19 protein-coding genes are annotated in these 20,640 nt (G+C 57.2%); 10 read left to right on the top strand and 9 right to left on the bottom strand.

The features are described from left to right. Positions 1-84 precede the first annotated feature (84 nt). From JHD59_RS23340 to JHD59_RS15560, 3 genes are read left to right on the top strand one after another with little or no spacing between them, the layout of a single operon-like run. Positions 85-324 carry an ABC-three component system protein gene (locus JHD59_RS23340; protein WP_368671598.1) on the top strand — a complete coding sequence of 80 codons (240 nt, stop codon included), beginning with the start codon at positions 85-87 and terminating at the stop codon, positions 322-324. After that, on the top strand, positions 321-572 hold the full coding sequence (locus JHD59_RS15565; RefSeq protein ID WP_199154897.1) for an ABC-three component system middle component 6: 252 nt from the start codon (positions 321-323) through the stop codon (positions 570-572). Before JHD59_RS23340 ends, JHD59_RS15565 begins: the two co-directional genes overlap by 4 nt. Next, positions 569-2,290 (top strand): ABC-three component system protein, encoded by a 1,722-nt coding sequence (locus JHD59_RS15560; RefSeq protein ID WP_199154896.1) that lies wholly within the window; start codon positions 569-571, stop codon positions 2,288-2,290. The genes JHD59_RS15565 and JHD59_RS15560 overlap by 4 nt, the downstream gene beginning before the upstream one ends. Before the next feature lie 287 nt (positions 2,291-2,577). On the opposite strand, the gene JHD59_RS15555 is transcribed toward JHD59_RS15560, so the two are convergent. The 3 genes from JHD59_RS15555 to JHD59_RS15545 are packed head-to-tail and all read right to left on the bottom strand — an operon-like array spanning position 2,578 to position 7,650. Continuing rightward, on the bottom strand, positions 2,578-3,906 hold the full coding sequence (locus JHD59_RS15555) for a TniQ family protein (RefSeq protein WP_199154895.1): 1,329 nt from the start codon (positions 3,904-3,906) through the stop codon (positions 2,578-2,580). A 2-nt stretch (positions 3,907-3,908) separates the two neighbouring features. After that, on the bottom strand, positions 3,909-5,060 hold the full coding sequence (locus JHD59_RS15550) for a TniB family NTP-binding protein (RefSeq protein WP_199154894.1): 1,152 nt from the start codon (positions 5,058-5,060) through the stop codon (positions 3,909-3,911). A 1-nt stretch (position 5,061) separates the two neighbouring features. Then, entirely contained in the window at positions 5,062-7,650 is a 2,589-nt protein-coding gene (locus tag JHD59_RS15545) for a DDE-type integrase/transposase/recombinase (protein WP_199154893.1), read from the bottom strand. A 572-nt stretch (positions 7,651-8,222) separates the two neighbouring features. Here JHD59_RS15545 and JHD59_RS15540 point away from each other — a divergent pair. Then, positions 8,223-8,834 (top strand): hypothetical protein, encoded by a 612-nt coding sequence (locus JHD59_RS15540; protein ID WP_199154892.1) that lies wholly within the window; start codon positions 8,223-8,225, stop codon positions 8,832-8,834. Positions 8,835-9,156: 322 nt separating this feature from the next. Further along, entirely contained in the window at positions 9,157-9,336 is a 180-nt protein-coding gene (locus JHD59_RS15535; RefSeq protein WP_199154891.1) for a hypothetical protein, read from the top strand. A 99-nt stretch (positions 9,337-9,435) separates the two neighbouring features. Here the strand turns inward: JHD59_RS15535 and JHD59_RS15530 are convergent, their stop codons facing one another. Next, on the bottom strand, positions 9,436-9,759 hold the full coding sequence (locus tag JHD59_RS15530; protein ID WP_199154890.1) for a hypothetical protein: 324 nt from the start codon (positions 9,757-9,759) through the stop codon (positions 9,436-9,438). A 293-nt stretch (positions 9,760-10,052) separates the two neighbouring features. On the opposite strand from JHD59_RS15530, the gene JHD59_RS15525 reads away from it, so the two are divergent. From JHD59_RS15525 to JHD59_RS15510, 4 genes are read left to right on the top strand one after another with little or no spacing between them, the layout of a single operon-like run. Continuing rightward, positions 10,053-12,689, top strand: coding sequence for a type VI secretion system Vgr family protein (locus JHD59_RS15525; protein WP_199154889.1), 2,637 nt, complete (start codon positions 10,053-10,055; stop codon positions 12,687-12,689). Further along, positions 12,690-13,502 (top strand): DUF4123 domain-containing protein, encoded by an 813-nt coding sequence (locus JHD59_RS15520; RefSeq protein WP_103321102.1) that lies wholly within the window; start codon positions 12,690-12,692, stop codon positions 13,500-13,502. A 46-nt stretch (positions 13,503-13,548) separates the two neighbouring features. Beyond that, on the top strand, positions 13,549-14,160 hold the full coding sequence (locus tag JHD59_RS15515; protein WP_199154888.1) for a hypothetical protein: 612 nt from the start codon (positions 13,549-13,551) through the stop codon (positions 14,158-14,160). A 45-nt stretch (positions 14,161-14,205) separates the two neighbouring features. Continuing rightward, positions 14,206-16,152 (top strand): DUF2235 domain-containing protein, encoded by a 1,947-nt coding sequence (locus tag JHD59_RS15510; RefSeq protein ID WP_199154887.1) that lies wholly within the window; start codon positions 14,206-14,208, stop codon positions 16,150-16,152. Positions 16,153-16,432: 280 nt separating this feature from the next. Here JHD59_RS15510 and JHD59_RS15505 read toward each other — a convergent pair whose 3' ends face one another. From JHD59_RS15505 to JHD59_RS15495, 3 genes are all read right to left on the bottom strand, one after another. Beyond that, the gene (locus tag JHD59_RS15505) at positions 16,433-16,936 is read right to left on the bottom strand and encodes a DUF1269 domain-containing family protein (protein ID WP_103321099.1); all 504 of its coding nucleotides are present in this window, start codon (positions 16,934-16,936) and stop codon (positions 16,433-16,435) included. Positions 16,937-16,985: 49 nt separating this feature from the next. Beyond that, positions 16,986-17,639: a BON domain-containing protein gene (locus JHD59_RS15500; RefSeq protein WP_199154886.1), complete on the bottom strand. Its 654-nt coding sequence runs from the start codon at positions 17,637-17,639 to the stop codon at positions 16,986-16,988. A gap of 323 nt (positions 17,640-17,962) precedes the next feature. After that, the gene (locus JHD59_RS15495; protein WP_199154885.1) at positions 17,963-18,859 is read right to left on the bottom strand and encodes a slipin family protein; all 897 of its coding nucleotides are present in this window, start codon (positions 18,857-18,859) and stop codon (positions 17,963-17,965) included. Between the two features lie 235 nt (positions 18,860-19,094). On the opposite strand from JHD59_RS15495, the gene JHD59_RS15490 reads away from it, so the two are divergent. Beyond that, complete coding sequence (locus JHD59_RS15490) at positions 19,095-19,808, top strand: Crp/Fnr family transcriptional regulator (protein ID WP_076098042.1); 714 nt, start codon at positions 19,095-19,097, stop codon at positions 19,806-19,808. Positions 19,809-19,816: 8 nt separating this feature from the next. Here JHD59_RS15490 and JHD59_RS15485 read toward each other — a convergent pair whose 3' ends face one another. Continuing rightward, entirely contained in the window at positions 19,817-20,215 is a 399-nt protein-coding gene (locus JHD59_RS15485) for a TraR/DksA family transcriptional regulator (protein ID WP_053006844.1), read from the bottom strand. Between the two features lie 13 nt (positions 20,216-20,228). Continuing rightward, a complete protein-coding gene (locus tag JHD59_RS15480; protein ID WP_199154884.1) occupies positions 20,229-20,444 on the bottom strand; it encodes a hypothetical protein in 216 nt (71 codons plus the stop codon). Positions 20,445-20,640 lie beyond the last annotated feature (196 nt).

The raw sequence follows: 20,640 nt of genomic DNA, 5'->3' as shown, positions 1-20,640 counted from the left end.
CCCCCCCCCCCCCCCCCCCCCCCCCCCCCCCCCCCCCCCCCCCCCCCCCCCCCCTTTTCAAGCAGAAGACGGCATACGCGATAATTGGCGGAGTCTCGTGGGCTCGGAGATGTGTATAAGAGACAGTTCAAAAGCGAATACGCGACGCTGCGGGACGGGGTGCCCCCACTACATCCTGATGAAATTTTCGGCCGCCTTGAGGCATGGGCCGGAGGCACCGCGAATACCTCGCCCACACATAAGGCGGCGGTGTTGGCCGTTATGGCGTACCTGTTCGACAAGTGCGAGATTTTTGAAGATGCACAAGCGGTGGGGGCAGCATGATTCTGCCATCCAAGCATCTTTCGCAGGATCGCGCGCTGTTGACTGTTGGCGCGCATGTTTTGACCTTTCTCGCACGCCCCAAAACTGTCTCAGCGCTGTGGGAGGAGGTGAACAGACCTGACTACAGCTTAACCGCTGCAATGCCCCGCCGAATTACCTACGACTGGTTTTTGCTCGCTCTTGATCTTCTGTTCGCTCTTGGAACCATCGAACTAGAAAGCGGCCTTGTGGCACGGAGGACAGTTTGATTCATCATATTTTCAGTACGTTGCCCAGCTTTAAAAATCTCGGTGATCTGAAGCCCGGTCTGAATGTACTGCTGGCCCAAAAAAACGAGGGTGCGACGACCAAGCAAACGCGTAATCGCGCCGGGAAAACAAGTTTCGTTGAGCTAGTGCATTTTCTGCTTGGTGCCGACGCTGGTCCGGAATCGATTTTCCGCACTCGGGAACTGGTAGAACACAGCTTCGGCATAGACTTCGATCTGAAGTCGGAACGCACAGTCGTTGAGCGCAGTGGAAGTTCAAAAGCCAAAGTCTTCGTGACAACCCCGCCTGCAGCGAAGGTCAAGTTTTCGGCCTCCGAATGGTGTACGTTCCTCGGCGAACAAATGTTTGGCCTGAGCAGCCTTGAAACTGCGGGCAGCAAGCCGCCTTCCTTCCGGTCGCTGTTTGCCTACTTTGTGCGCCGGCAGGCGAGTGGCGCCTTCATGACGCCGGAAAAGCAGGCCGCGATGCAGGGCACTGGCGATATGCAGATGGCGCTGATGTTTCTGCTCGGATTGGACTGGCAGATTGCCCGTGATTGGCAAGTCGTTCGCGATCGCGAAAAGACCTTGGAAGAGCTGAAAAAGGCGGCCGGGAACGGTGCGTTCGGTTCAATCATCGGCAAGGCTGCCGACTTGCGCACGGAGCTGACCATTCAGGAAGCTCGACTCAAGAAGCTTCACACAGAAGTTGAGACCTTTCAGGTTTTGCCGGAATACCGGGAACTGGAAGTCGAAAGCGCCACGTTGACTCGCCAGCTCAACGAGTTGGCAAATGCTAACACCATAGACTTCTCAGCTATTCGCGATCTGGAAAGTGCGCTCGCCTCTGAGGTCCCTCCTGACCTTGAAGACCTTCAGGCTGTTTATCAAGAAGCCGGCATTGTGCTTCCCAGCTTGGTGAAGCGCCGCTATGAGGACGTAAAGAGCTTTCACGAATCGGTGGTGCGCAACCGCAAGGACTATCTGGCTAGCGAGCTCGAAGCGGCCAAGCTGCGTATCGAGCTGCGGGATGGTAAAAAGGCACAGCTCGACAAGAGACGTGGTGAAATCCTGGGCATTCTCAAGAGCCATGGTGCGTTGGAACAGTTCCTCAAGCTGCAAGGAGAACTGGGCCGACTGGAATCCGAAGTGGAGTCGCTGCGGCAACGCTTCGAAGCTGCCGAGCAGCTCGAAGGCACCAAGAACGAACTGGAGATCGAGCGCAATCGCCTTATGATCCGCCTGCGGCGTGACTTTTCCGAGCAGAAGGACCGACTGGCGGAGGCCATCGTTGCCTTCGAGGAAACCTCGCAACGCTTGTATGAATCGGCCGGCAGCATGACGGTAGATGAAACCTCGAATGGACCGATCTTCAAGTTTCCGATGCAGGGCGAACGCAGCAAGGGCATTAAGAACATGCAGATATTCTGCTTCGACATGATGCTTATGCGCTTGTGTGCCAAGCGGCAGATAGGGCCCGGATTTCTGATCCATGACAGCCATCTGTTCGATGGTGTTGATGGGCGTCAGGTTATCAGTGCATTGCGCCTAGGCTCAGAGATCGCGCAAGAGCTTGGTTTTCAGTACATCGTGACGATGAATGAAGACGATGCTTTCAAGGAGACCATCGAAGGCTTCGATCTTAATCATTATGTGCTTCCCACGCGTTTGACGGACGCCACTGAGGACGGTGGGTTGTTTGGTATTCGGTTTGGATGAATCAGATCAGTATGTGGCTTTTTGAGCCTGGTATGCTTGTCATTAGTTGTCGTGCTCCTGTCGTGTTGTCCTTGCGGGTGACTCTTCGTACTTCATCACATAGTTCGATAACAAAAGTGCCACGAAATGGATGCTACAGAAAACACGCAAATCCGCCTGTTGATGCCCTCTTAACTGGCTGTTCGTATCAAAATGTTTAGTGAGATGCGGCAATGGTTGTAGGAGTAATTGGCTAACATCTCTGGCCTCAATTTGAGAACGATTCAGCGGGTGGAGTTACTATTTTTCTATGGCCTATATAACTCGGTGTTTCTGAGACTTTCACGTAGTTTGTTGTACTCCTCGCGCAGCGGTCCGCGTTGCAGCGATAGCCGATAAGGCCGTAGGGCCTGGGACATCCGGCGGATGCTCGGATAGTCCCCGGTGGCGGCGATGTTCCTGAAGACTCTGCCTACCCGCTCCAAATCTTCTATCTGACGCTCTGCCGTGGTCCGTTGTTGTAACTGCTGGTGCTTGTACGCTAGCTGTGCCAGCAGTTCCGGAAACCAATATTTGGCGTAGCTGCGCGTCACGCCGATACGCTTCAGGATACGGGAGACTGGTTCCGCGGTGTTTGGGGCGTCGAGCTCCTGGCGAAGCCGTGATTCGAGAGAAGCTTTACTCAGCTGGGCTGTGGGGCGTGGCTTGGCCTTCGTGTTGGCGGGTGACGCTCTGCTTGGCGCCTGTTCCGGCAGAGGCTGGGTGAATAGTTGGTGCAGCGTCAGGTCCAGCTTGCCTGCGATCTGGAGCAGCTGTGGAAATGCCGGCTTCTGCTGTTTGTTGGCCCAGCCGCCGATGGCTCGGTCGCCCAGGCCCAGCATCAGCGACAGTTTCTTCTTTTCCCCTTTGGCCCAGCGTTCCGCCGCGGTTTGCAGGATGGCCATCAGCTGTGGCTGCGTTGGGATAATCTTGTTTTCGGGGGTGGGGATCATGCTTTCCAGTGAGTGGGCGCGGCGTAGGTCGGCTTCCTCGATAGTTTCTTGCGTTTGCAAGGTGGATGCTGGCGCCAGGTAGCCGCAACAGTGAGTGCAGCGTGCCTGGTCCGGATAGTGCGGGATCAGTTGTTGGCGCTTGCCGCACCAGGGACACAAGTGCTGTAGCGGCCGGTGGTGCCGGGTGCACACCCGGTAGGCATCCAAGGACCAGACCAGCGGGAAGTGGCTGTCAACACGCTGGTGCCGTTGTTCGGCTAGGCAGGCGGGGCACCAGCGTACCTCCTTGGCCAGAAAGCCGGCGCCGATTTCCGGGATCACGCCTTTCCAGGCCTGGAAGGTGAGACCTTCCAGGCCCTGTACCGAGGTGAGCCGCTCCAAGGCCTGGGTAAATGCGTAGGCATAGCGGCCGATGCCGTTTACCGTTCTGGCGTCCTCCCGGTAAAACGAGATAGCTAGGCCGGCGCCGTCTAGCGGCAGCACCGGCCATACCGTGTAGCGAACCAGCCGCCGTGCGTCGATCTGGTGCGCTCGCGCCAGCCGCACCAGATAGGACAGCAGGCTCTCCGTCGCGCGTCCGCCGCCCTGCATGGGCGGCAAGGCGAACAGCGCGCTTGGATTGGAGGGGGTGAGATTCCTGTCCATGGTCAAGGCTGCCAGCCGGTTTGATCTCGAGTGGGCTTGCGTTCTCCCGGTCTGCGTTTCTGTTTTGGTTTGCCATAGCGGTGGTTGTCGTCATCGCGGTAGTGATGCGACTCCTTGTAGTCCTTCTCTCCAAGCAGGCAGTGCTGGCGTAGCTCATCCATCGGGATATCCTGCAGGCGGATTTCTCCCGCCTGGGCCTCTTTTAGAATGGTCAGAATGGAGCGGTTTTCTGGAGCCAACTGCTCGACCACATCCATGTCGAGTTGATCGAGCCCATGTACGCGGCAGTACTCGTATGCGCTATCCAACCAAGGCTTCAGGATGCCGATGCAACCTGCCGATTTGAGATAGAAATACTCAGCTTTGTGGAGCAGGTCTGGTTGGCGGGGCAGATTCATCCATGAGATCAGCGTGCTGAGCGATGAGCAGAAGGACTCCCAGTCATCCTTGTCTGTCCTGTGGTAGTGCGGCAGTTTGATGATACGGGTACGCCGCACCAACTGGGCACTCTGCTCTTGAATGGACAGCAGATCGTAAGTGCCGACCAGGATGATGACGGCGTTGGTGCTGGCCGCCAGCGATTTGAGGATTTCATACTGCCGACTTTGCTCCTGCGCCTTGTGGCCTAGCAGGAGTTGGTTGGCCTCGTCGAGGATGATGGCGCGCACGCCGCGCTTTTTGACGGCCTTGCCAAGCGCGCTTTGCAGGCTGTTCGCCGTCGGCGCCGAGCGTCCGAGCTTGATCGGCTCATCAATCAGCATCATGTCGTCCGTGTCGAACGGCAGCGTGAGCTGGGGGCTGACGCTGCTCAGTTGCTGCAGCATCCGGCTGTAAAGCTCTTTCCAGTTGAATGTGCTGCTGCCGGCGGAAAGAATCGACAGGTGGAGCACGGGGACCATGTCGATCTGGCGCCGCATGTCTGTGGCAAATCGCTCTTGGATCCGTTGCTCCAGTTTCTCGGCGAGGGTGGATTTGCCGACGCCGGTTGGCCCGGTCAGCACGATGATGTCAGGATGAGACTTCTGCCATAGCGTGTCTTCCAGTTGTTTCAGCGCGTCGTTCAGCTTGGGGTGGTTGATCCGCCGGCTCAAAAAGTCCGCTACGTGGGCTTCGCGCATGTTCTGTTCCTGATTTTGGTTGGGCAGTGTGTTCATGTCAGAAATCTCCGAAAACCGTCAGTGTATGGAGCGATGGGAGGGGCGGCGGGGGCGGGGTAGTGGGGGCTTCCACGTGTTCCTGAGTCGCCAGCTTTTTGTGCTCTTCAGCTTGGGCGGCTTCGACTTGGTGAACCTCGCGATAGAAATCGGACTTACGCTTGGCGTCTTCGACCCGTTTCTCAGCCGTCTGTGCTGTAAGCAAATGGTCTGCGAGCGCCTCGTGGCGAATGGCGTGCTCGCTCATATCCTGGTAACGAATGCGGTCCTGGCTGCGGCAGCTCAGCCATTCGCCCTTGATCTGCGCGTAGACGGTGGATAGATCGAAGGGGTCATAGCGCACGGGAATCTTTTTGGTGGCTTGCACTTCCGGCTGGCGGAACGCATTGTTCCAGTAGTAGCGATTGTTATGCTTGATGCCGCGGCCTCCGTGGATAGCGTGGCCCTTGGTTTTGGTTTGAGGCAGGCAATGAATCAAGAAGGCCAGATCGTAGGCTATGTGCGTGTGCGAACGGGTCCCGGATGTGAAGCAGCCTGTCTCGAAGACGCGTCGGGGCGACGCTTGCAGAGAGGTGTGCTGGTTCACTTCGTAGACATCGTTCAGCCACTTTTCGAAGTACTCTTCGACTTTCTCCTGGCTCCAGACCGCCAGTTTTCGTGGATCATGGCTGGGAGAGCAGGATCTTGGATCCCGTAGCAACTGGGTATTGCCTCTCAGGTTGTGCCAGATCTCCTGATTCAGGACACCGAACAGGCGTTCCATTGTGGCGCCGAAACGCGGAGCATGAGGAGGACGTGTTTTCTTGGTGATGTAGAGCGAGGCCAGGAGTGTTTCCACATGCGTGGAGGCGAAGTCCTTGCCGCCGTCCGTCACGATGGTGCCTGGCAGTCGATGGTGCCTTTGCACGCATTGACGGATCAGCATCATGGTGTTGATGGACGTGGGCGTGCCGTAGCTGAAGTAGTAGGCCAGCACCATGCGAGAGTAGCCATCGATCATTGCCGAGAGCCAGAGACGTTGAGGTTTGCTGTCTGGGCCCAGTTCGCGGCCCATCAGGTCGATCTGGGTGTGATCGATGTGAGCGATATCGAAGGGGCACTCGCCATGAGGCGGGAAGACTGCAGCTTCGGTCCACACCAGTTCTTTCTGGTTATACGCGGCTTTGCTGCCTTCCCGGATGAGCTTGACCTCATAATGGGTGCGCATCCGTTTCAACGCTTTGCGAAAAGCTTTGATACTGGGCGCGGCATCCGGCTCATCTACGTACTGTCCTAGCAGCATTGCGTAGGCCATGGACAATTTGGCGTTGCTTTGGTTGAGGTAGTGCTCCCGTAGCGCGGTATTCATCCGCTCCACGGTCTCTTCCGATAAGCGAGGCGTTCGATTGCCCTTGCGCGCAGTTTGGTCGATCAGGCCGACAAAGCCGTTCCCCATCAGGTCTTTGGCCTGCTGATAGTTATGGCGGTAGCGGCGTAAGCTCCGCACCGAAGTGGCGCTCCGGCCTTCAAGTTTGTCCAGGCGTAGTTTGGCGCTCAACAAGTCCGAGCGGCTATGGTTCGCCATCTTGGCGAAGGCTTGATTTTTCAGAGAAAGCTGCTCCGCTTCCGCGTCCGCTTGTAGTTCGCAGCGATTGAGCAGTCCTTGGACTGACTCCCAGGCTAGCGGGAGTATCTGTCCGGAGGGGGAGGCCAACGTGAGCTGGTCTTGCTCTTGGTGTATGACCTCCCAGGATTGCCCCTTCCAGAGCAGTTTGCTGCCGGCTTCGAAGCTGATCGGATGGACTTGGCATGCGCTGCGTGCCTGCTGCTGGATCAACAGGGCGGTGCTGTAGTCGCGATAAACCAGCGCATGACTGTGATCGCTGAGCAGGCTTACGCTCAGATCCATGTAGAGTTCATCCTCCACGATCATTTTGTAGATCGTGTCTGGAAGGGGGCGTGGCTCCGCCAGCAGGAGTTCATGCAGGCTGTAGCAGCTGCGCAGTTGGAAGAGCTGGTCGACCAGGGCGTATTCGGATGGCGATGGCTCCATGGCTTCGGCATCGAAGTAGTCGTCCAGAAACTTGAGATTGCGGATCAGCACGCCATTGTTTTCTTGGGAGGAGCGCAGGGCGTAACCCAGGCCGACCTGCGCGGCATAAGCTTGGCCCGGAGGGCTCACCCATTCCCCGTTGATCTTCTGAAAACGCTGCGGGTATTTCTTGGCCAGGCTTTGCAGCTTCGATTCCGGTTTGCACTCCACCCAGCCGGTGAAGTTTTCGGAAATCAGGAAGAAGTCTGGGGTGTGCATGTAGCTGATCTTGCGGGACGCGGCTGTGTAGCTGAGTTTGATCGGATCCGGCTGGTCGTAGAACTCGTAGACGTCAGGATCGCGCTCCCACAGGTAGATAGCGCCGAGTTCATTGTGGTGGCTCTCCGCCTGGATCACGCAGTTCATTTTTTTGCTGGGGAAGCGGCAGGCGACATTGCCGGCGCTGCTACGCACGCGGCGGCTGGGTGGATGGCTTCTGACGCGTTCGATGGCCTTGCGCGCGCGGATGCCGAATTGTTGTCGAAGGTAGAACGTTTCGAGTTCTTGCAGGTTGAACATGACGATGCACTCCATGTGAAGTCGTTCACGCGGAGCCGTGGCTGGGACAGTATCGATGCGGCAAAATGCAGGCACCCTCAGGCTGCTTGAATTCAACGAGGCCTGTTGTATGCTGCGCTTATCTAGTCGGCAAACTGGATGAGCGGCATCAAACGGCTCAGGACACCATCCTGGGCCGTTTTGTTTGTATCGATAATGTCGTGGTCCGGCTACGGTTCCTTCCATTTCCCTGTGGTGCGAAACGCCCCTCAGGGGAAATTACAATGCAAGAAATCAAATCCCATGCAAGAGGTAAAACCGCTTTTTTTGGGTTTTTTGTTAGTTAATCCCGCCTTTCTTCTCGATCGTAATGACGAGTGAATTCAAGCTGCTTTCCTTGCTGTACAAGGGTTTCAGCCATTCCTTACCTAAATTTAGCCTGGTCTTGACGTTGAAGATTTTTTTGTTAATTCGGAAAGTTTTGCGTAATATTTTTCCACAACCATTTGGCATGGGGTGGAGCTTTGGGCACGCTGAAAAAGCGGGGGCGTCCCCGGCGGAGCGTTTACGAGCAATTGCGAGTAGCAACCTGGGTGAAGCTGGTTCTGCAGCTGTCTTGCGCCCCGCTGGCAGAACTCGATCGCTTCTATGCGCCGCCCAACTCACAGGGGAGGGGGCAGCGGCAGTGTCTCTGGCACAAGTATCAGAAAGGGCTGGTTAGTCCCAAGGACGATGGCGTTATGGGGCAGGCATCGGTGATCGGCCTGGTCGAGCAGGACTATCGCGGTACCGCCACCTGGTATCGTCACCTGTTCTGGTCAGTACTCGAACGGAAAGCACTAACTTGGCCAGAAATCCAGCAGGTGTACTTGCAACTGAAAGGCCAGTGGCGCTACCGACTGATCGATGAGCGCCACGCGCGCGAGGAATTCTGGCGGAGTCGGGAGGGGATTCGAGAGCTCGGCGCCGAGCTGATTGCTTCGCCCACCTTGGAAGCCGGCACCGTTATCTTGTGTCTGATTGCGGAGGCCCGGCTACGGCTCAATCGCAGCGACTACTTGAGTGGTCGCGAGGCCTTTGCGTGTTGGTTGGAGCAGTCGCCATTCCGGCAGAAATTTGCCTATTCTCAGGGGGAGTTGCTGCATCTCTTTGCTGATGTATTGGGCAGAGATGTGCTCAGGCGCCTGGGCGACTATCGGATGTGATGTCGGAGCGCATGTATGTCAGATGGGCTTGCTATGCCGGACGACGATTTTCCATGAACTGAAATCGGCTGGCCCTCAGGAGGGCTGCATGTCTGGTCCGAGTCGCTAGTTGAGCGTTGTTGTGGCCCCATCCTGGGGGCTGTGTGGGGCTGCCTGGAGTTGGCCAAGCAAGTTTTCCAAGACCACTCGGCTGATAAGCTCGGTTATGTGATGTGCTTATGCCCCGTGCCTCCTGCCATGCGACGTGCTGTGCTTTTAATCGTGGTTGCCATGTAACGCTCCTTCTGCAATACACTAGTAGCGAAAGTCAGGAGAAGACCCCATGCCATTGCCAGAGCCCATCCCCCTCGCTCCCGAATCTGCGATTTCTTATAACGAGTACGTTCGCCAAGCCGTCCAGGCCGCGCTGGATGATCCCCGGCCCGGTGTTTCACATGAGGAGGCCGAACACTATTTTTCCCTCAAGCGCGCCGCGCTGCTGCAGCGCTCAAAGCCCGACTAAGTGGCGCATGACGGACGCCCGCGAGGTCTGACGCAAGGATTTGGTGGACTGACGGCCATCTGCCAGCGATAGTCTTCTAGCAGCTACGCATCCTTCTTATTACCTGCCTTTTATCAACAACAGCGTCCCGTCACCTTGATCTTCAAAAGATAGGGTATCGCCCTCTACCCAGCCTGCAGAAGCCAGTAGCTCGTCGGGAATCGCCAGTAGCGCATCGCCACTGCCATCCCCTGCATCCAGTAGCGGAACCGTCCAGCTGGTTTGGGGCAGGTTTTCCCAATCTGAAATCGCAGCATCCAGCAGGCTTGCTGCTAGCTCATCCACCGACCGTTGTTGGGCTGCAGCCATTTTGGCGAGCCGCTGCTGGAGTTGACGACTCACGAGCAGCGTTAGCCAAGTTTCAGAATTCGGATCATCGATCATAATGGACTCCAATCGTATGCGGTAAACCACTCGGCTGTAGGCCATGGCCACCGGACGAGGCGCCCTGGTTATGATATAAATGGGCGTATTTGCCAAGCCGAGGATCGCTGGCAAGGTGCTCTACCGGTCGCAATGGCGGGCCACGTTCATCGTTAGACCTGTACTTTAGTCTAGGTCTGTCAACCTTTTTGGCGCTCATCGGTTGTTGACGCCCGCGTAACATCATAAAATCCTTATCCCATTTTAGTTCAATGACATACCCTCTTTGGAGGGTATTTTTATTTGGGAATCGGATGGATTTGAACGCACTGCTGGCCAGTTTCGCCTCCGCTTTTGGCCAAGATCGACGGGTATTGACTTTGCGGCTGGGCACCGGGCAGATCGCCGCCGAGCAGCTGCTGCCGCTGAGCCTGCAGGCCGAAGAGGGTCTGTCCCAACCTTACCGCTACACGCTGACCTGCCTGTCGCCGGATACCCATATCGAACTGAAGTCGCTGCTGGGCCAGCCGGCGCGCATCGGCATCGAGGATGCGGCGGGCGGCGAGTCCATCCGTTGCGGCGTGGTGAGCGAGGCCAGGCTGGCAGGCGCCGATGGCGGCTTCGCCAAGTACGAACTGACCATCGAACCGCCGTTCGCGCTGCTGCGTCACCGCCGCACTTCGCGCGTGTTCCAGGACCTGACGGTGCCGGACATCATCCAGCAGATCCTCTCCGAACATCAGCAGAGCAACCCGGCCTTCGCCCGCGTGCAGACGCTGTCCATCCAGGTGCAGCCGGCTCAGCCGCGCAGCTACTGCCTGCAATACCGCGAGAGCGATTACGAATTCATCGTCCGGCTGCTGCACGAGGAGGGCTACGCCTGGCGTTTCCTGCATCAAGACGACGATGGCCCGCAAGTTCAACTGGCGGTGTTTGACGATCCGCATAGTCTGCCGGCTGCCCCCTTGAGCCGCGTGCGCTTCCACCGCGCCGACGCCACCGAAGACGAAGACGGCCTGACCGAATGGCAGGCCTCCCGCCAGATCGTGCCCAGCAGCGTGGCGCTGGCCAGCTACGACTACAAACCGGTCGCCACCCAGCGCAGCGAAGACGGCAGCCGCATCGAGCAGGGCCAGGCCGGCCAGTCGCTGCAGAGCAGCCTGACCCACTACGACGCGCCGGGCCTGTATTACGCCGGCGACGATGAACAGTTGGGCCGCTACGCCCAGTTGCGCCAGCAGGCGCATGATCAGCAGGCCAAGTCCTTCCGCGCCAGCGGCACCGTGCGCGGCCTGCAGCCGGGCGAATGGTTCCGCCTGGACGACCATCCGGCGCACGAAACCGACAGCCCGCAACACCGCGAATTCGTGGTTACCGGGCAAAGCTTCCAGGTGCGCAACAACCTGCCCAAGGACCTGGCCCAGCACGTCGGCGCGCAGACCGACGCCGCGCCGTTCACCACGTCTATCCAGACCCAGCGCCGCGGCATTCCGTTGACCCCGGCTTATGCCGACACGCCGCTGGCCAAGCCCAAATCACGCGGCGTGCAAACCGCTACCGTGGTCGGTCCGGCTGAACCGACAGACCAAGCCGCCGACGAGATCTACACCGACGCCCAAGGCCGCATCAAGGTGCAGTTCCACTGGCAACGGCCGCAGGAACACGCCCAGTTCGGCGCGAACCTGGACGACAAGTCTTCATGCTGGCTGCGCGTGGCCATGCCCAGCGCCGGCGCCGGTTTCGGCCACCAGTTCATCCCGCGCATCGGCCAGGAAGTGCTGGTCGACTTCATCGAAGGCGACATCGACCGGCCGCTGGTCACTGGTGTGTTCTACAACGGCAGCCATCCCACGCCAGACTTCAGCGGCGCCGGCAGTCTGCCCGCCAACAAGACGCTGTCCGGCATCAAGAGCAAAGAACACCTGGGCGGCGGCTACAACGAACTGCTGTTCGACGACACGCCGGGCGAAGTGCGCGCCAAACTCAGTAGCGAATCCGGCAAGACCCAGCTGAACCAGGGTTTCCTCACCCACCCGCGCAGCAACGGCAAAGCCCAGCCGCGCGGTGAAGGCTTCGAACTCAGAACCGACCAGCACGGCGCCATCCGCGCCGCGCACGGCCTGTTGCTGTCCACCGAAGCGCAAAACGGCGCCGGCGGCAAACAGCTGGCGCGCGAGCATGCGCAAAGCCAGCTGCAGTCTGCCGTTGCGCTGAGCCAGGCGCTGGCTGAGACCGCCGCCGGCCAGCTCGCTGACACCATGGAGACCGGGCCGGATGAGATCGACGACGACAACGCCAAGAGCGGTAAGAAGGACACCGGCCATCTGCAGCACCAGCTCGACGCGCTGGCCGCCTGGGAAGCCGGCAGTAATACCGACAAAGATGGCAAGACGGCAAAAGATCAGGCGGGCCAACAGCCGTTGCTGATTCTGTCCGGCCCGGCCGGTATCGCCAGCGTCACCGAGCAAAGCCAAACCCTCAGCGCCGAGCAGAACCTCAATCTGGTGGCCCAGCGTGATGCCAACCATACCACCGGCCGACGCTGGATTCACAACGTGGGCAAAAGCATCAGCCTGTTCGTGGCCGGGGTGAAAGACAAGGTGGCGGTGAAGTTGATCGCAGCCAAGGGCAAGGTACAAGTTCAGGCGCAGAGCGATGCGATGGAGATCACGGCCGATAAGGACGTCACTATCACCTCCTGCAAACAGCGGATCGAGATCAACGCCAAAAAGGAAATCCTGTTCACTGCCGGCGGCGCTTACTTCCGCATTGCGGGAGGCAATATCGAAGTGCATGCGCCCGGCACCGTCAGCGTGAAAGGTGCCAGCCATGATCTGAGTGGGCCAGATAGCTTAGGTAAGCCGTTGCCGGTGCTGCCTGGTGATTTCTGCCTGCCCTGTCTGTTGGAGGCGGCCAAGAAGGCCAGTTTTATCGTACCGCCGGGAGCGTAAATGATGGAATATCCATGGCGTAATGCCGCTTTGCCCACTTACGTTTTGCTTGATCCCACGGCTGACGATAAGCTCGCCCGCTGGTTGACGGCTTTCGCTGGCGAGCAACAGTGGTTGTTTGATGGCTTGGGTTTGCCGCGGGAAGCGTCGCCCGTCTTGCTGACTCTGGACGACAACATGCCGGTCGCTCGTTTACAGCAATTGCTGACCATGAGCCATCACGTGCCCGCAGTGGTGTGGCTGTGGAGCGCATTATCCGCCGAGCAGCTGGCGGCGCACTTGGCCAGCATGATCCAGCCTGAAACCAGCTTGGGCAAGATCGTGTTTCGCTATTACGATCCGCGCTTGCTGTCCCGATTGCCGGATATTTTGACGACCGAGCAATGGCAGCTGCTATGCGCGCCTGTGAGCAGCCTGGCTTGTATGGACGCGGAGCAACAGTGGTTTGAATGGAGCGTTCCCACCGGGCAGATCGCCGCCGATGCCGCCTGGGAGCTGGAGGATGCCCAATTGGATGCTTGCGCCAACTGGGGCTTGGCATGGCAAGTTTGGATGGGCATGCCCTCTCCGCAAGCCCGCAACGTCGATGTGATTTACCAGGCCTTGGGCCGCGCTCATGCCTTGGGGTTGACCACCCAGGGGGATTTGCAGTGTTTTGCCGAGCTGGCGTGCGCCTTCCATCCCGAGTTTGACCAGGATGCGGAAGTGGCGCCACATCTTGCCGGTATCGCGCACGGCGTGGCGTTAGAAGAAGCTTTGCAGCAGGTGCCGGCGACCGTGTGGAGCAGACTGGAGCAGGCGTCTGCTGCCTGAACCACAATTTCTACAACCGATCTAGGTCCCCATACCAGGCATTCGAATGAAAAATGACTCAATGACCCGATTCCGCGACATCCGCCCTTATCCAAAGCGTCCCAGCTGGCTGGCGAGGCTGAGTACACGAACGCAATGGATCATTGTCGGTTTGCTGATGATGTTACTCGCTGGCGCATACTGGGCTTGGTACGAATATGGCCCGGATGAGCGAGTGTTTTCGACGCGGGCCTATAACTACAACTCGCGGTCTATTGCGCAGTTTCGTGTCAATGGACAGTCGGGACTTAATGTTTTCGGTAAAGAAAAGAATGAAATCGCCGGTGGCGGTGGGGGCATTGTGGTCGGTAGCGTAATTGATGTGAATCGTCCTCTGGTAGTGGAGTGGCAGATGGATTATGCAACGATGGCTGATGCTTTTGCTCACCGGGCAGGCCCAGCCTACCGAGCGGTTCTGCCACCTCTGCGTCAGTATCCTGGGGTGCCTGATAATGCGATTCGGCTGGTGCTTCACTTTTATCCTGATCATGTTGAAGCCGAATTTGATCAGATGGGGGAAGTCAAGAACCGGCAGTATGTCGGACCGCCTATTGTGCCGGCCCGAGCACCGCGTGGTGATGGCGGCAAAGCCCAACCAATAGAACCGTTCATGAGGTGATGCATGTCGCGCTTGCCAAATATAAAAGTGCCGGGAGCAGAGCGCATGCAGCAGATCCTATCAGCAGCTGCTTGCGATAAAAAAAGCTCAGATAGGGCGTGTAGTCTTCCACTGTCTATTGGGGTGTTTTTCGATGTGGTAGGAAAGAACTGGAAAACTGATCCTGTTTCAGAGTGGACAAATATTGGATTGCTTACACAGGCTTTTCCTGAAGATCCATCCAAAAAGTTATTTCGTGTTTATGTACCAGGTCTTGCTGCAAAGTTCGAGAGTGACAATGGCAGCTATTTCAAAGCGGTAGGCAAGTCTGTGGCGGCAGAGAAGGCTGGCGCCCTCCAGGATGACTGGAAAAAGAAAATGCTGCAGGGCAAGGTGAAGGATATCTTTGCCGAGTTAAAGCAAATTCCCAAAAAATTTAATAAAGGATTGAGCAATTTCGAGCGCGGCTTGGCAAAAGCCAAAGGCAATCCCTTGCTGGGTGTGGCGCATGGCGGTTTGACCATGACTCGCGTGTTCAAGTCCGTGGTATGGCAATTGCCGCTTTCCGCAGCGACGGCCGTGCCCTATCTGCGCGACAGCAACGCGCTGATGACTTACAACCTGGGTGTCGATGTCCGAGTCAAATACGCTGTAAGTGGTGTGCTGAATTTGGTAACTCAATTCGCGGCAGACATCAATGAAGTGAATGTTTATGTTTACGGCGCGGAGCGCGGCGGTCCATTGGCGCGCATGTTCTTGAATGCCTTGCAAGAGGAGTGCAAGCAGACCTCGGCTGGGCTGATCCTGGATGGCATCGAGGGCGCAGGCAAGAAACCAATCAAGGTGAAGCTGCCTTTCCTTGGTCTGTTTGATTGCATTTCCAGCCTGGCAGGCTCTGAGCAGACGCTTGGCAAGATCAAGGAGATGGCTGGCTACTTAGTCCCCGTGCCCTTGCCCGAGACGAGCATAGAGGGAGACAAGACCCTCAGTGCGACGGTGGCCACTACCTATCACTTGGTGGCAGGGCATGAGTTGCGCAGCTATCAGCGTGTGGACTCGGTAGCGAAAGGGGGCGGCAAGGTACGCGAGCGGATTTTGCCGGGCAGCAGCGAAGATGTCACCGGTGACATCCGCGATGGTGATGCTAAGTCTCCCGACTTGGCGCGGGTGGCGCTTTGGCTGATGTACCAGGAGTCAATAGCACTCAAGGTTCCTTTACTGCCATTTAAAGAGCTGGAAAGTAAAGCAAAGGCAGCTGCTGCACGCTTTTACCTTTCGAAGACAGTTTCTGTTAACGGAAGAACCTTATATGCTGATGATTTGGTACAGGCTTACGAAAAGCAGTTGGGCGCAAAAGGTGATTTGCGGGGGACATTGCAGGCTAATGTTTGCGCCTGGCTGGCTTGGTTGAAGGGACAGAAGGACAAACAACGCGATCCGAACGCCGGCAGAGATCCCAGAAAGCCAACAATCTTGAAGCCTGGCCAAGTGCCGCCGGATATAAACGACATTTTGTCGCGTAGAGCTACGCCGCTGGCTAAGGATTTGATTGCGGTTCGTGCTGGTCAGAAGCCAGATGCCAAACTATGGAAAGCTTGGGAGCATGGGCCGGCGCCAACGCCGGAGCAAGAAGCCCTGTTTGCCCAGTTCATGCACGATCCTTACGACATTGACGTCAATCGGCAGTTCTTTATGTTTATGCCCGGAAACAGCGGCTTCTACTATTTCAAGCCTCGTGAAGTGGATGCCGATAATGCGGAACCGCTGGTGGACGAGGATGCCTTGGCGCGGGAGGCATTGAACAAGCAGGCTACGCAAAGCCAGCAAAGGGCGCGGGAGGCTGTCGAGGCACGGCAAAAGGCAGAGCTGACCACACTGAACAAGTATTTTGCTGAACAACGCGCAGCATTGCTGAAACAAGGTCAGTCCACCGCCGGATTGGATACAGCCTATCAGGCGGCGCTGAAGGCTAAGACTAGTGTCTTTAACCAAGAGCTGGCCAATCTGCCTTAGCATGTCATCCGAGTGCGTAGACTCTGCCATGGCCTCGAAGATCGGAGGCCATTTTTCATTTCAGGCAGGCATTCTGCTAGCCATTCAGAGACGCGGTTCTGGCAATTGTTGCAAAAAATGCAAGGCCCCGAGGGGGCATCACTATGCACTAGCCGTGCAGAGGGAGGCAACTACCGAGTTTTTCTCGGTAGTTAGGCCAACCAGAACCCTATTGTAATGTGCAAAAAATGCACGGCCGTTTAGATTCCGATAGCGCGGCAGCTGTATGGTGCTACTCGAATTAGGCTTCTTTCCATCCTGTCGAAATATCCAGAATGGCATGCGCTTTGGCAACGTCGGCTTCTCCTCCATGTATCACCAGCACATATTTATCGGCTTTCAGCGCGGTTTCGTATTTCACTGCCTGTTCGGCGTTAATGCCAACTCGGGTCAGCGCAGCGCCTAATGCAGATACCCCGCCCACAATTGCCGCGCCTTCCAGTGCGCCGACCAGTGCCGCAACCACCGGGCCGGCCATGGCAACCATTCCCACGCCAGGCAAAAAGAAAACCGCGGGAGCAAGCAGTAATCCCCATAAACCACCCCAAAATGCGCCTATGCCTCCCCATGCTTTCATTTTGTCGCCTACGGTATAAAAGCCGACCGGGTTTTCCTCGCTGTGGTAGCCTTTCCCAATGACCGATAGTTTTTTTACGTCGAAACCACCTTTGCTTAGCAGGCGGATGGCATCCTCCGCTTCCAGATGGGTGTTGTAAACATAAACTGCTGATTGTGCTGAGCTCATGATATTTCCTTTAAGGATGCATGATTTAGAATGCAGGCGGCAGATTGATCTAGATTGCTACCTTGATTCTATTGATCACCTGATGTACGCCCGGCATACCCCAGGCGGCATGATCGGCTAATTCGCGTTCAGACCAGCTATGCACTGAACCATGTAGAATCACATCTGATCCCTGAATGGTTACGGAAATGCTGTCCATATCGGCTATGGCCCGGCGGCGAAGTGCATTTTCCACTCCACCCTTCACCTCGTTCATGGATAGTTTGGGGCGGATGGCGATATTGTCGCTCACGCCGGTGACGCCCAGTAAATGTCGTACTATCCGTGTGGCGATTTGGCGCTGATAATCCCATTCCACCGTTCCGGATAGTGTGACCCAACCCTTTTCCACCATGACTTGCAAACCTTCTTTAGGTATTTCAGTCAATTGTTGCAGTAGATTGGCGACTGATCGTGATATGTCGGCATCGTCACGCCGATCTGCATTCGGTAATTGGACATCCATTTCAATTGCTAGCGCTTTGACGCCGGCTACACGCAGCGCCGCGCGCTCTGCTGCCCATTTTTCGGCATAACTGCTGACATGTCCGGTTAGCGTTACCGCGCCATCATTGGCAGATACGCCTACATGGGTGGCATTGATAGATGGATCCCAATTGAGTTCCGCTATTACGTCCTGTTGTAATTGCATATCGCTTTTCATCGCATGATCTCCAGGCGGCCATTAAGAATCTGTAGATTGGCATTCTGTTTTTGGATGGTCTGTTCGATAACGTACATAGGGGAAAATCAGGTTGGTGACGTCGATTGGGGGATGACTAAGCAGATATTGATCTGAAGAGGTTGGATACTGGCAGTATGCTGAATGCGAAGAATGGGCCGGCCGGGTAGCGTTTTTGTGCAGCACCTCGCGTGGGTTGTCCTATTTCCGGCGATTATATTGCGCGAGGCGGTACCGAATTCCGATCAGGAATAATTAGTGGGTGGTCGATGTGGTCTATCAAACAGCGTTTCAAATACCGGACTTTATTTCAATGCGGTGGATTCGACCGGGTTGGCGTGGTTGGCGGAGGCGTGGGGCGTGGCCTGTCGCCTGGAGGCGCGGCTTGTGCCAGCGGCGACCATTGGATTCAGGCTGTCCACCATGGTGCTCGGGATCAGAATGGTGGTGCCGCGCTCCTTGGTGGTTTCGTAGATGATGTTCATTGCCCGCAATTGCAGCGCGGCCGGGTGGTCGGCATAGACATTGGCCGCCTCGACGAACTTGTTGGCGATTTCGGCTTCGGCGGACCCCAAGATGATGCGGGCCTGCTTTTCTCGTTCGGCCTGCGCCTGACGCGACATCGAGTCCTGCAACGCCACTGGTATGGCAACGTCGCGGATTTCCACTGAGCGCACCGTAATGCCCCATTCCGCGGTCTTTTCGCCTATCTTGCGGCACAGTTCCTGGTCGGTGCTGTGGCGGTCGCTCAGCAGCACGCCCAGCATCGATGAGCCTATCATTTCACGCAGCGAGGTCTGCGCCACGCGATCTATCGCCTGGCGATAATCAGTGATGGCCAGCGCCGCCTTTTGCGCGTCATGGACATGCCAGAAGATGATGGCATCCACGTTCACTGGCACCGTGTCGCGGGTCAAGGCCTGTTCGGCATTAAAGGCGGTGGTCTGGATTCTTTCGTCTATGGTTGCCACCACGTTGTCTACCACCGGGATGATCAGGAACAGGCCCGGTCCGCTGACTCCGCGCAATTTGCCGGCGCGCAACACCACACATTTTTGCCAGGTATTGGCCATGCGTAAGGATTGCGACACGATGGCGGCGGCCACCCATAGCACAATGGCCGGCGCTAGATAGCCCTGGAAATTGGCCAGCGCGCCTAGTAGGAACAAGGTGGTGATAATGAATAAGGTGATGGGGTTCATGGCGATGCTCCTGGCGGCGCGTTCCATCCGGCAGACACCGGCCGCAGACGGACACGGATCGTAAACAGCTTGTGACAGTGCTTAAGGATTGGCGCTTTTCCCGCGATTGATCTGTACGCTGTCACACATAGCGCGCAATGATTGGCAGCCATAGTAAAGATTAACGGTATTGCATATGCTGGATAATTGCCGATTCATGCGAGCCGGCCCAGCGCGCGCTCACTCGGGAGGGATGATGACCATCGACGATAATCCTAGGCGGAATGGTTTGCTGGCCGGACTGCCGGAGGCTGAGTGGTTGCGGCTGCGCCCGCATCTGGAGCCGGTAGAAATGCCCTTGGGCAAGGTGCTGTATGAGCCGGACTGCGCGCTGAGCCATGTTTACTTTCCAACGACAGCGATCGTGTCGCTGCTGTATGTGATGGAGGATGGGGCTTCGGCGGAAATCGCGGTGGTGGGCTGGGAGGGAATTGTCGGCATCGCCCTGTTCATGGGCGGGGAGACCACGCCCAGCCGCGCCGTGGTGCAAAGCGCCGGCTATGGCTATCGCTTGAAAGCGCAGGCCTTGAAAGACGAGTTCAATCGCGCGGGGCCGATGATGCATCTGCTGCTGCGCTATACCCAGGCCTTGATCACCCAGATGGGACAAACCGCGGTCTGCAATCGCCACCATTCGCTGGATCAGCAATTGTGCCGCTGGCTGCTGTTGAGCCTGGATCGCTTGGCCGGGGACGAGTTGGTCATGACCCAGGAGTTGATCGCCAATATGCTGGGCGTCCGCCGCGAGGGTGTGACCGAAGCCGCCCTGAAGTTGCAGAAGGCGGGTTTGATCCGCTATGTGCGGGGGCATATCACCATTCTCGATCGTTTTGGGCTGGAGCAGCGCACCTGCGAATGCTACGAAGTGGTGAAGAAGGAGTATCAACGCCTGTCCGGGCCGCTGCCATAGCAGAATAGCTAGCTCCGTTTTTGCCAGGCTTCCAGTTTTTCCTGGGCAGCGCGCGATAGCGTAGCGGTGGGTTGAGCCTTAAGGCGGTCTATTCCGATGGGCTCGCCGCTGACTGCGCAGTATCCGTAACTGCCGTCGCGTATGCGTTGCAAGGCTTGATCTATCCGCTGCAATTGCAGTTTTTCCCTCTCTTGAACCGTCAAGTCCATCCTATGCTCCTCTGCCTGTTGGCCGCGTTCGTCTGCGTCGGAGATCGCAAGGAAGCTTTGCAGATGGCGCTCCGTTTCCCGGCTGGCGCGCAGCAAGGCATCGCGTGCTTGCAATAGCTCGGCTTCCAACGCCATCAGTTGTTGCGGCGAAAGGCTGTGGTCGACAGCGCTTGGCGCGGAGGACGAGGTGTCTGTCATGGCATCACTCCCATCAGCGAAGATGCGGGAGGAGGGGCGTAGTAGATAGCGACGGCGTGACGGCAGCCTCTTGCCCATTGCTCTCCGTCTCCAGCCGCATGGCTTCAGACTCGGCCATCTCGTACAAGGGATAGATACGGGAAAGCGGAGGATGCTGGGCATTGTGGACAGACCAGCCAACAAAATGTCCCGCGGTGTTTCGTTCGGTTTCGATGTGGTATCTGGACATGAGAGGCTCCTTCACGCGTGATTCGCACTCGGCCTCAAGGTTGAGCGCCTGCGATGGAACAGAGTTCAGTACTGCCGAGCGTGCGGCAAGGATGGGTAGCGGTCTGTGCGTTGGAGCGCACATGCCAAATCATTTGGCCTGGCGCCGCCCTTGGCCGTGCCGATGGTACGACGAGGCGGCGCAAGGAGGCATCAGA

This window comes from Chromobacterium sp. ASV23 (genome assembly GCF_016428945.1).
Lineage (GTDB): Bacteria > Pseudomonadota > Gammaproteobacteria > Burkholderiales > Chromobacteriaceae > Chromobacterium > Chromobacterium sinusclupearum.
This window is presented reverse-complemented; position numbering and strand designations above follow the sequence as displayed.

What these genes read in the sequence shown, in the direction of transcription:
- JHD59_RS15505 (WP_103321099.1), bottom strand. Translation starts at nt 16,936, where the DNA reads ATGAGCTCAGCACAATCAGCAGTTTATGTTTACAACACCCATCTGGAA.
- JHD59_RS15545 (WP_199154893.1), bottom strand. Translation starts at nt 7,650, where the DNA reads ATGTTCAACCTGCAAGAACTCGAAACGTTCTACCTTCGACAACAATTC.
- JHD59_RS15555 (WP_199154895.1), bottom strand. Translation starts at nt 3,906, where the DNA reads ATGGACAGGAATCTCACCCCCTCCAATCCAAGCGCGCTGTTCGCCTTG.
- JHD59_RS15520 (WP_103321102.1), top strand. Translation starts at nt 12,690, where the DNA reads ATGATGGAATATCCATGGCGTAATGCCGCTTTGCCCACTTACGTTTTG.
- JHD59_RS15525 (WP_199154889.1), top strand. Translation starts at nt 10,053, where the DNA reads ATGGATTTGAACGCACTGCTGGCCAGTTTCGCCTCCGCTTTTGGCCAA.
- JHD59_RS15515 (WP_199154888.1), top strand. Translation starts at nt 13,549, where the DNA reads ATGAAAAATGACTCAATGACCCGATTCCGCGACATCCGCCCTTATCCA.
- JHD59_RS15490 (WP_076098042.1), top strand. Translation starts at nt 19,095, where the DNA reads ATGACCATCGACGATAATCCTAGGCGGAATGGTTTGCTGGCCGGACTG.
- JHD59_RS15495 (WP_199154885.1), bottom strand. Translation starts at nt 18,859, where the DNA reads ATGAACCCCATCACCTTATTCATTATCACCACCTTGTTCCTACTAGGC.
- JHD59_RS15510 (WP_199154887.1), top strand. Translation starts at nt 14,206, where the DNA reads ATGCAGCAGATCCTATCAGCAGCTGCTTGCGATAAAAAAAGCTCAGAT.
- JHD59_RS15530 (WP_199154890.1), bottom strand. Translation starts at nt 9,759, where the DNA reads ATGATCGATGATCCGAATTCTGAAACTTGGCTAACGCTGCTCGTGAGT.
- JHD59_RS15565 (WP_199154897.1), top strand. Translation starts at nt 321, where the DNA reads ATGATTCTGCCATCCAAGCATCTTTCGCAGGATCGCGCGCTGTTGACT.
- JHD59_RS15485 (WP_053006844.1), bottom strand. Translation starts at nt 20,215, where the DNA reads ATGACAGACACCTCGTCCTCCGCGCCAAGCGCTGTCGACCACAGCCTT.
- JHD59_RS15550 (WP_199154894.1), bottom strand. Translation starts at nt 5,060, where the DNA reads ATGAACACACTGCCCAACCAAAATCAGGAACAGAACATGCGCGAAGCC.
- JHD59_RS15480 (WP_199154884.1), bottom strand. Translation starts at nt 20,444, where the DNA reads ATGTCCAGATACCACATCGAAACCGAACGAAACACCGCGGGACATTTT.
- JHD59_RS15500 (WP_199154886.1), bottom strand. Translation starts at nt 17,639, where the DNA reads ATGAAAAGCGATATGCAATTACAACAGGACGTAATAGCGGAACTCAAT.
- JHD59_RS15535 (WP_199154891.1), top strand. Translation starts at nt 9,157, where the DNA reads ATGCCATTGCCAGAGCCCATCCCCCTCGCTCCCGAATCTGCGATTTCT.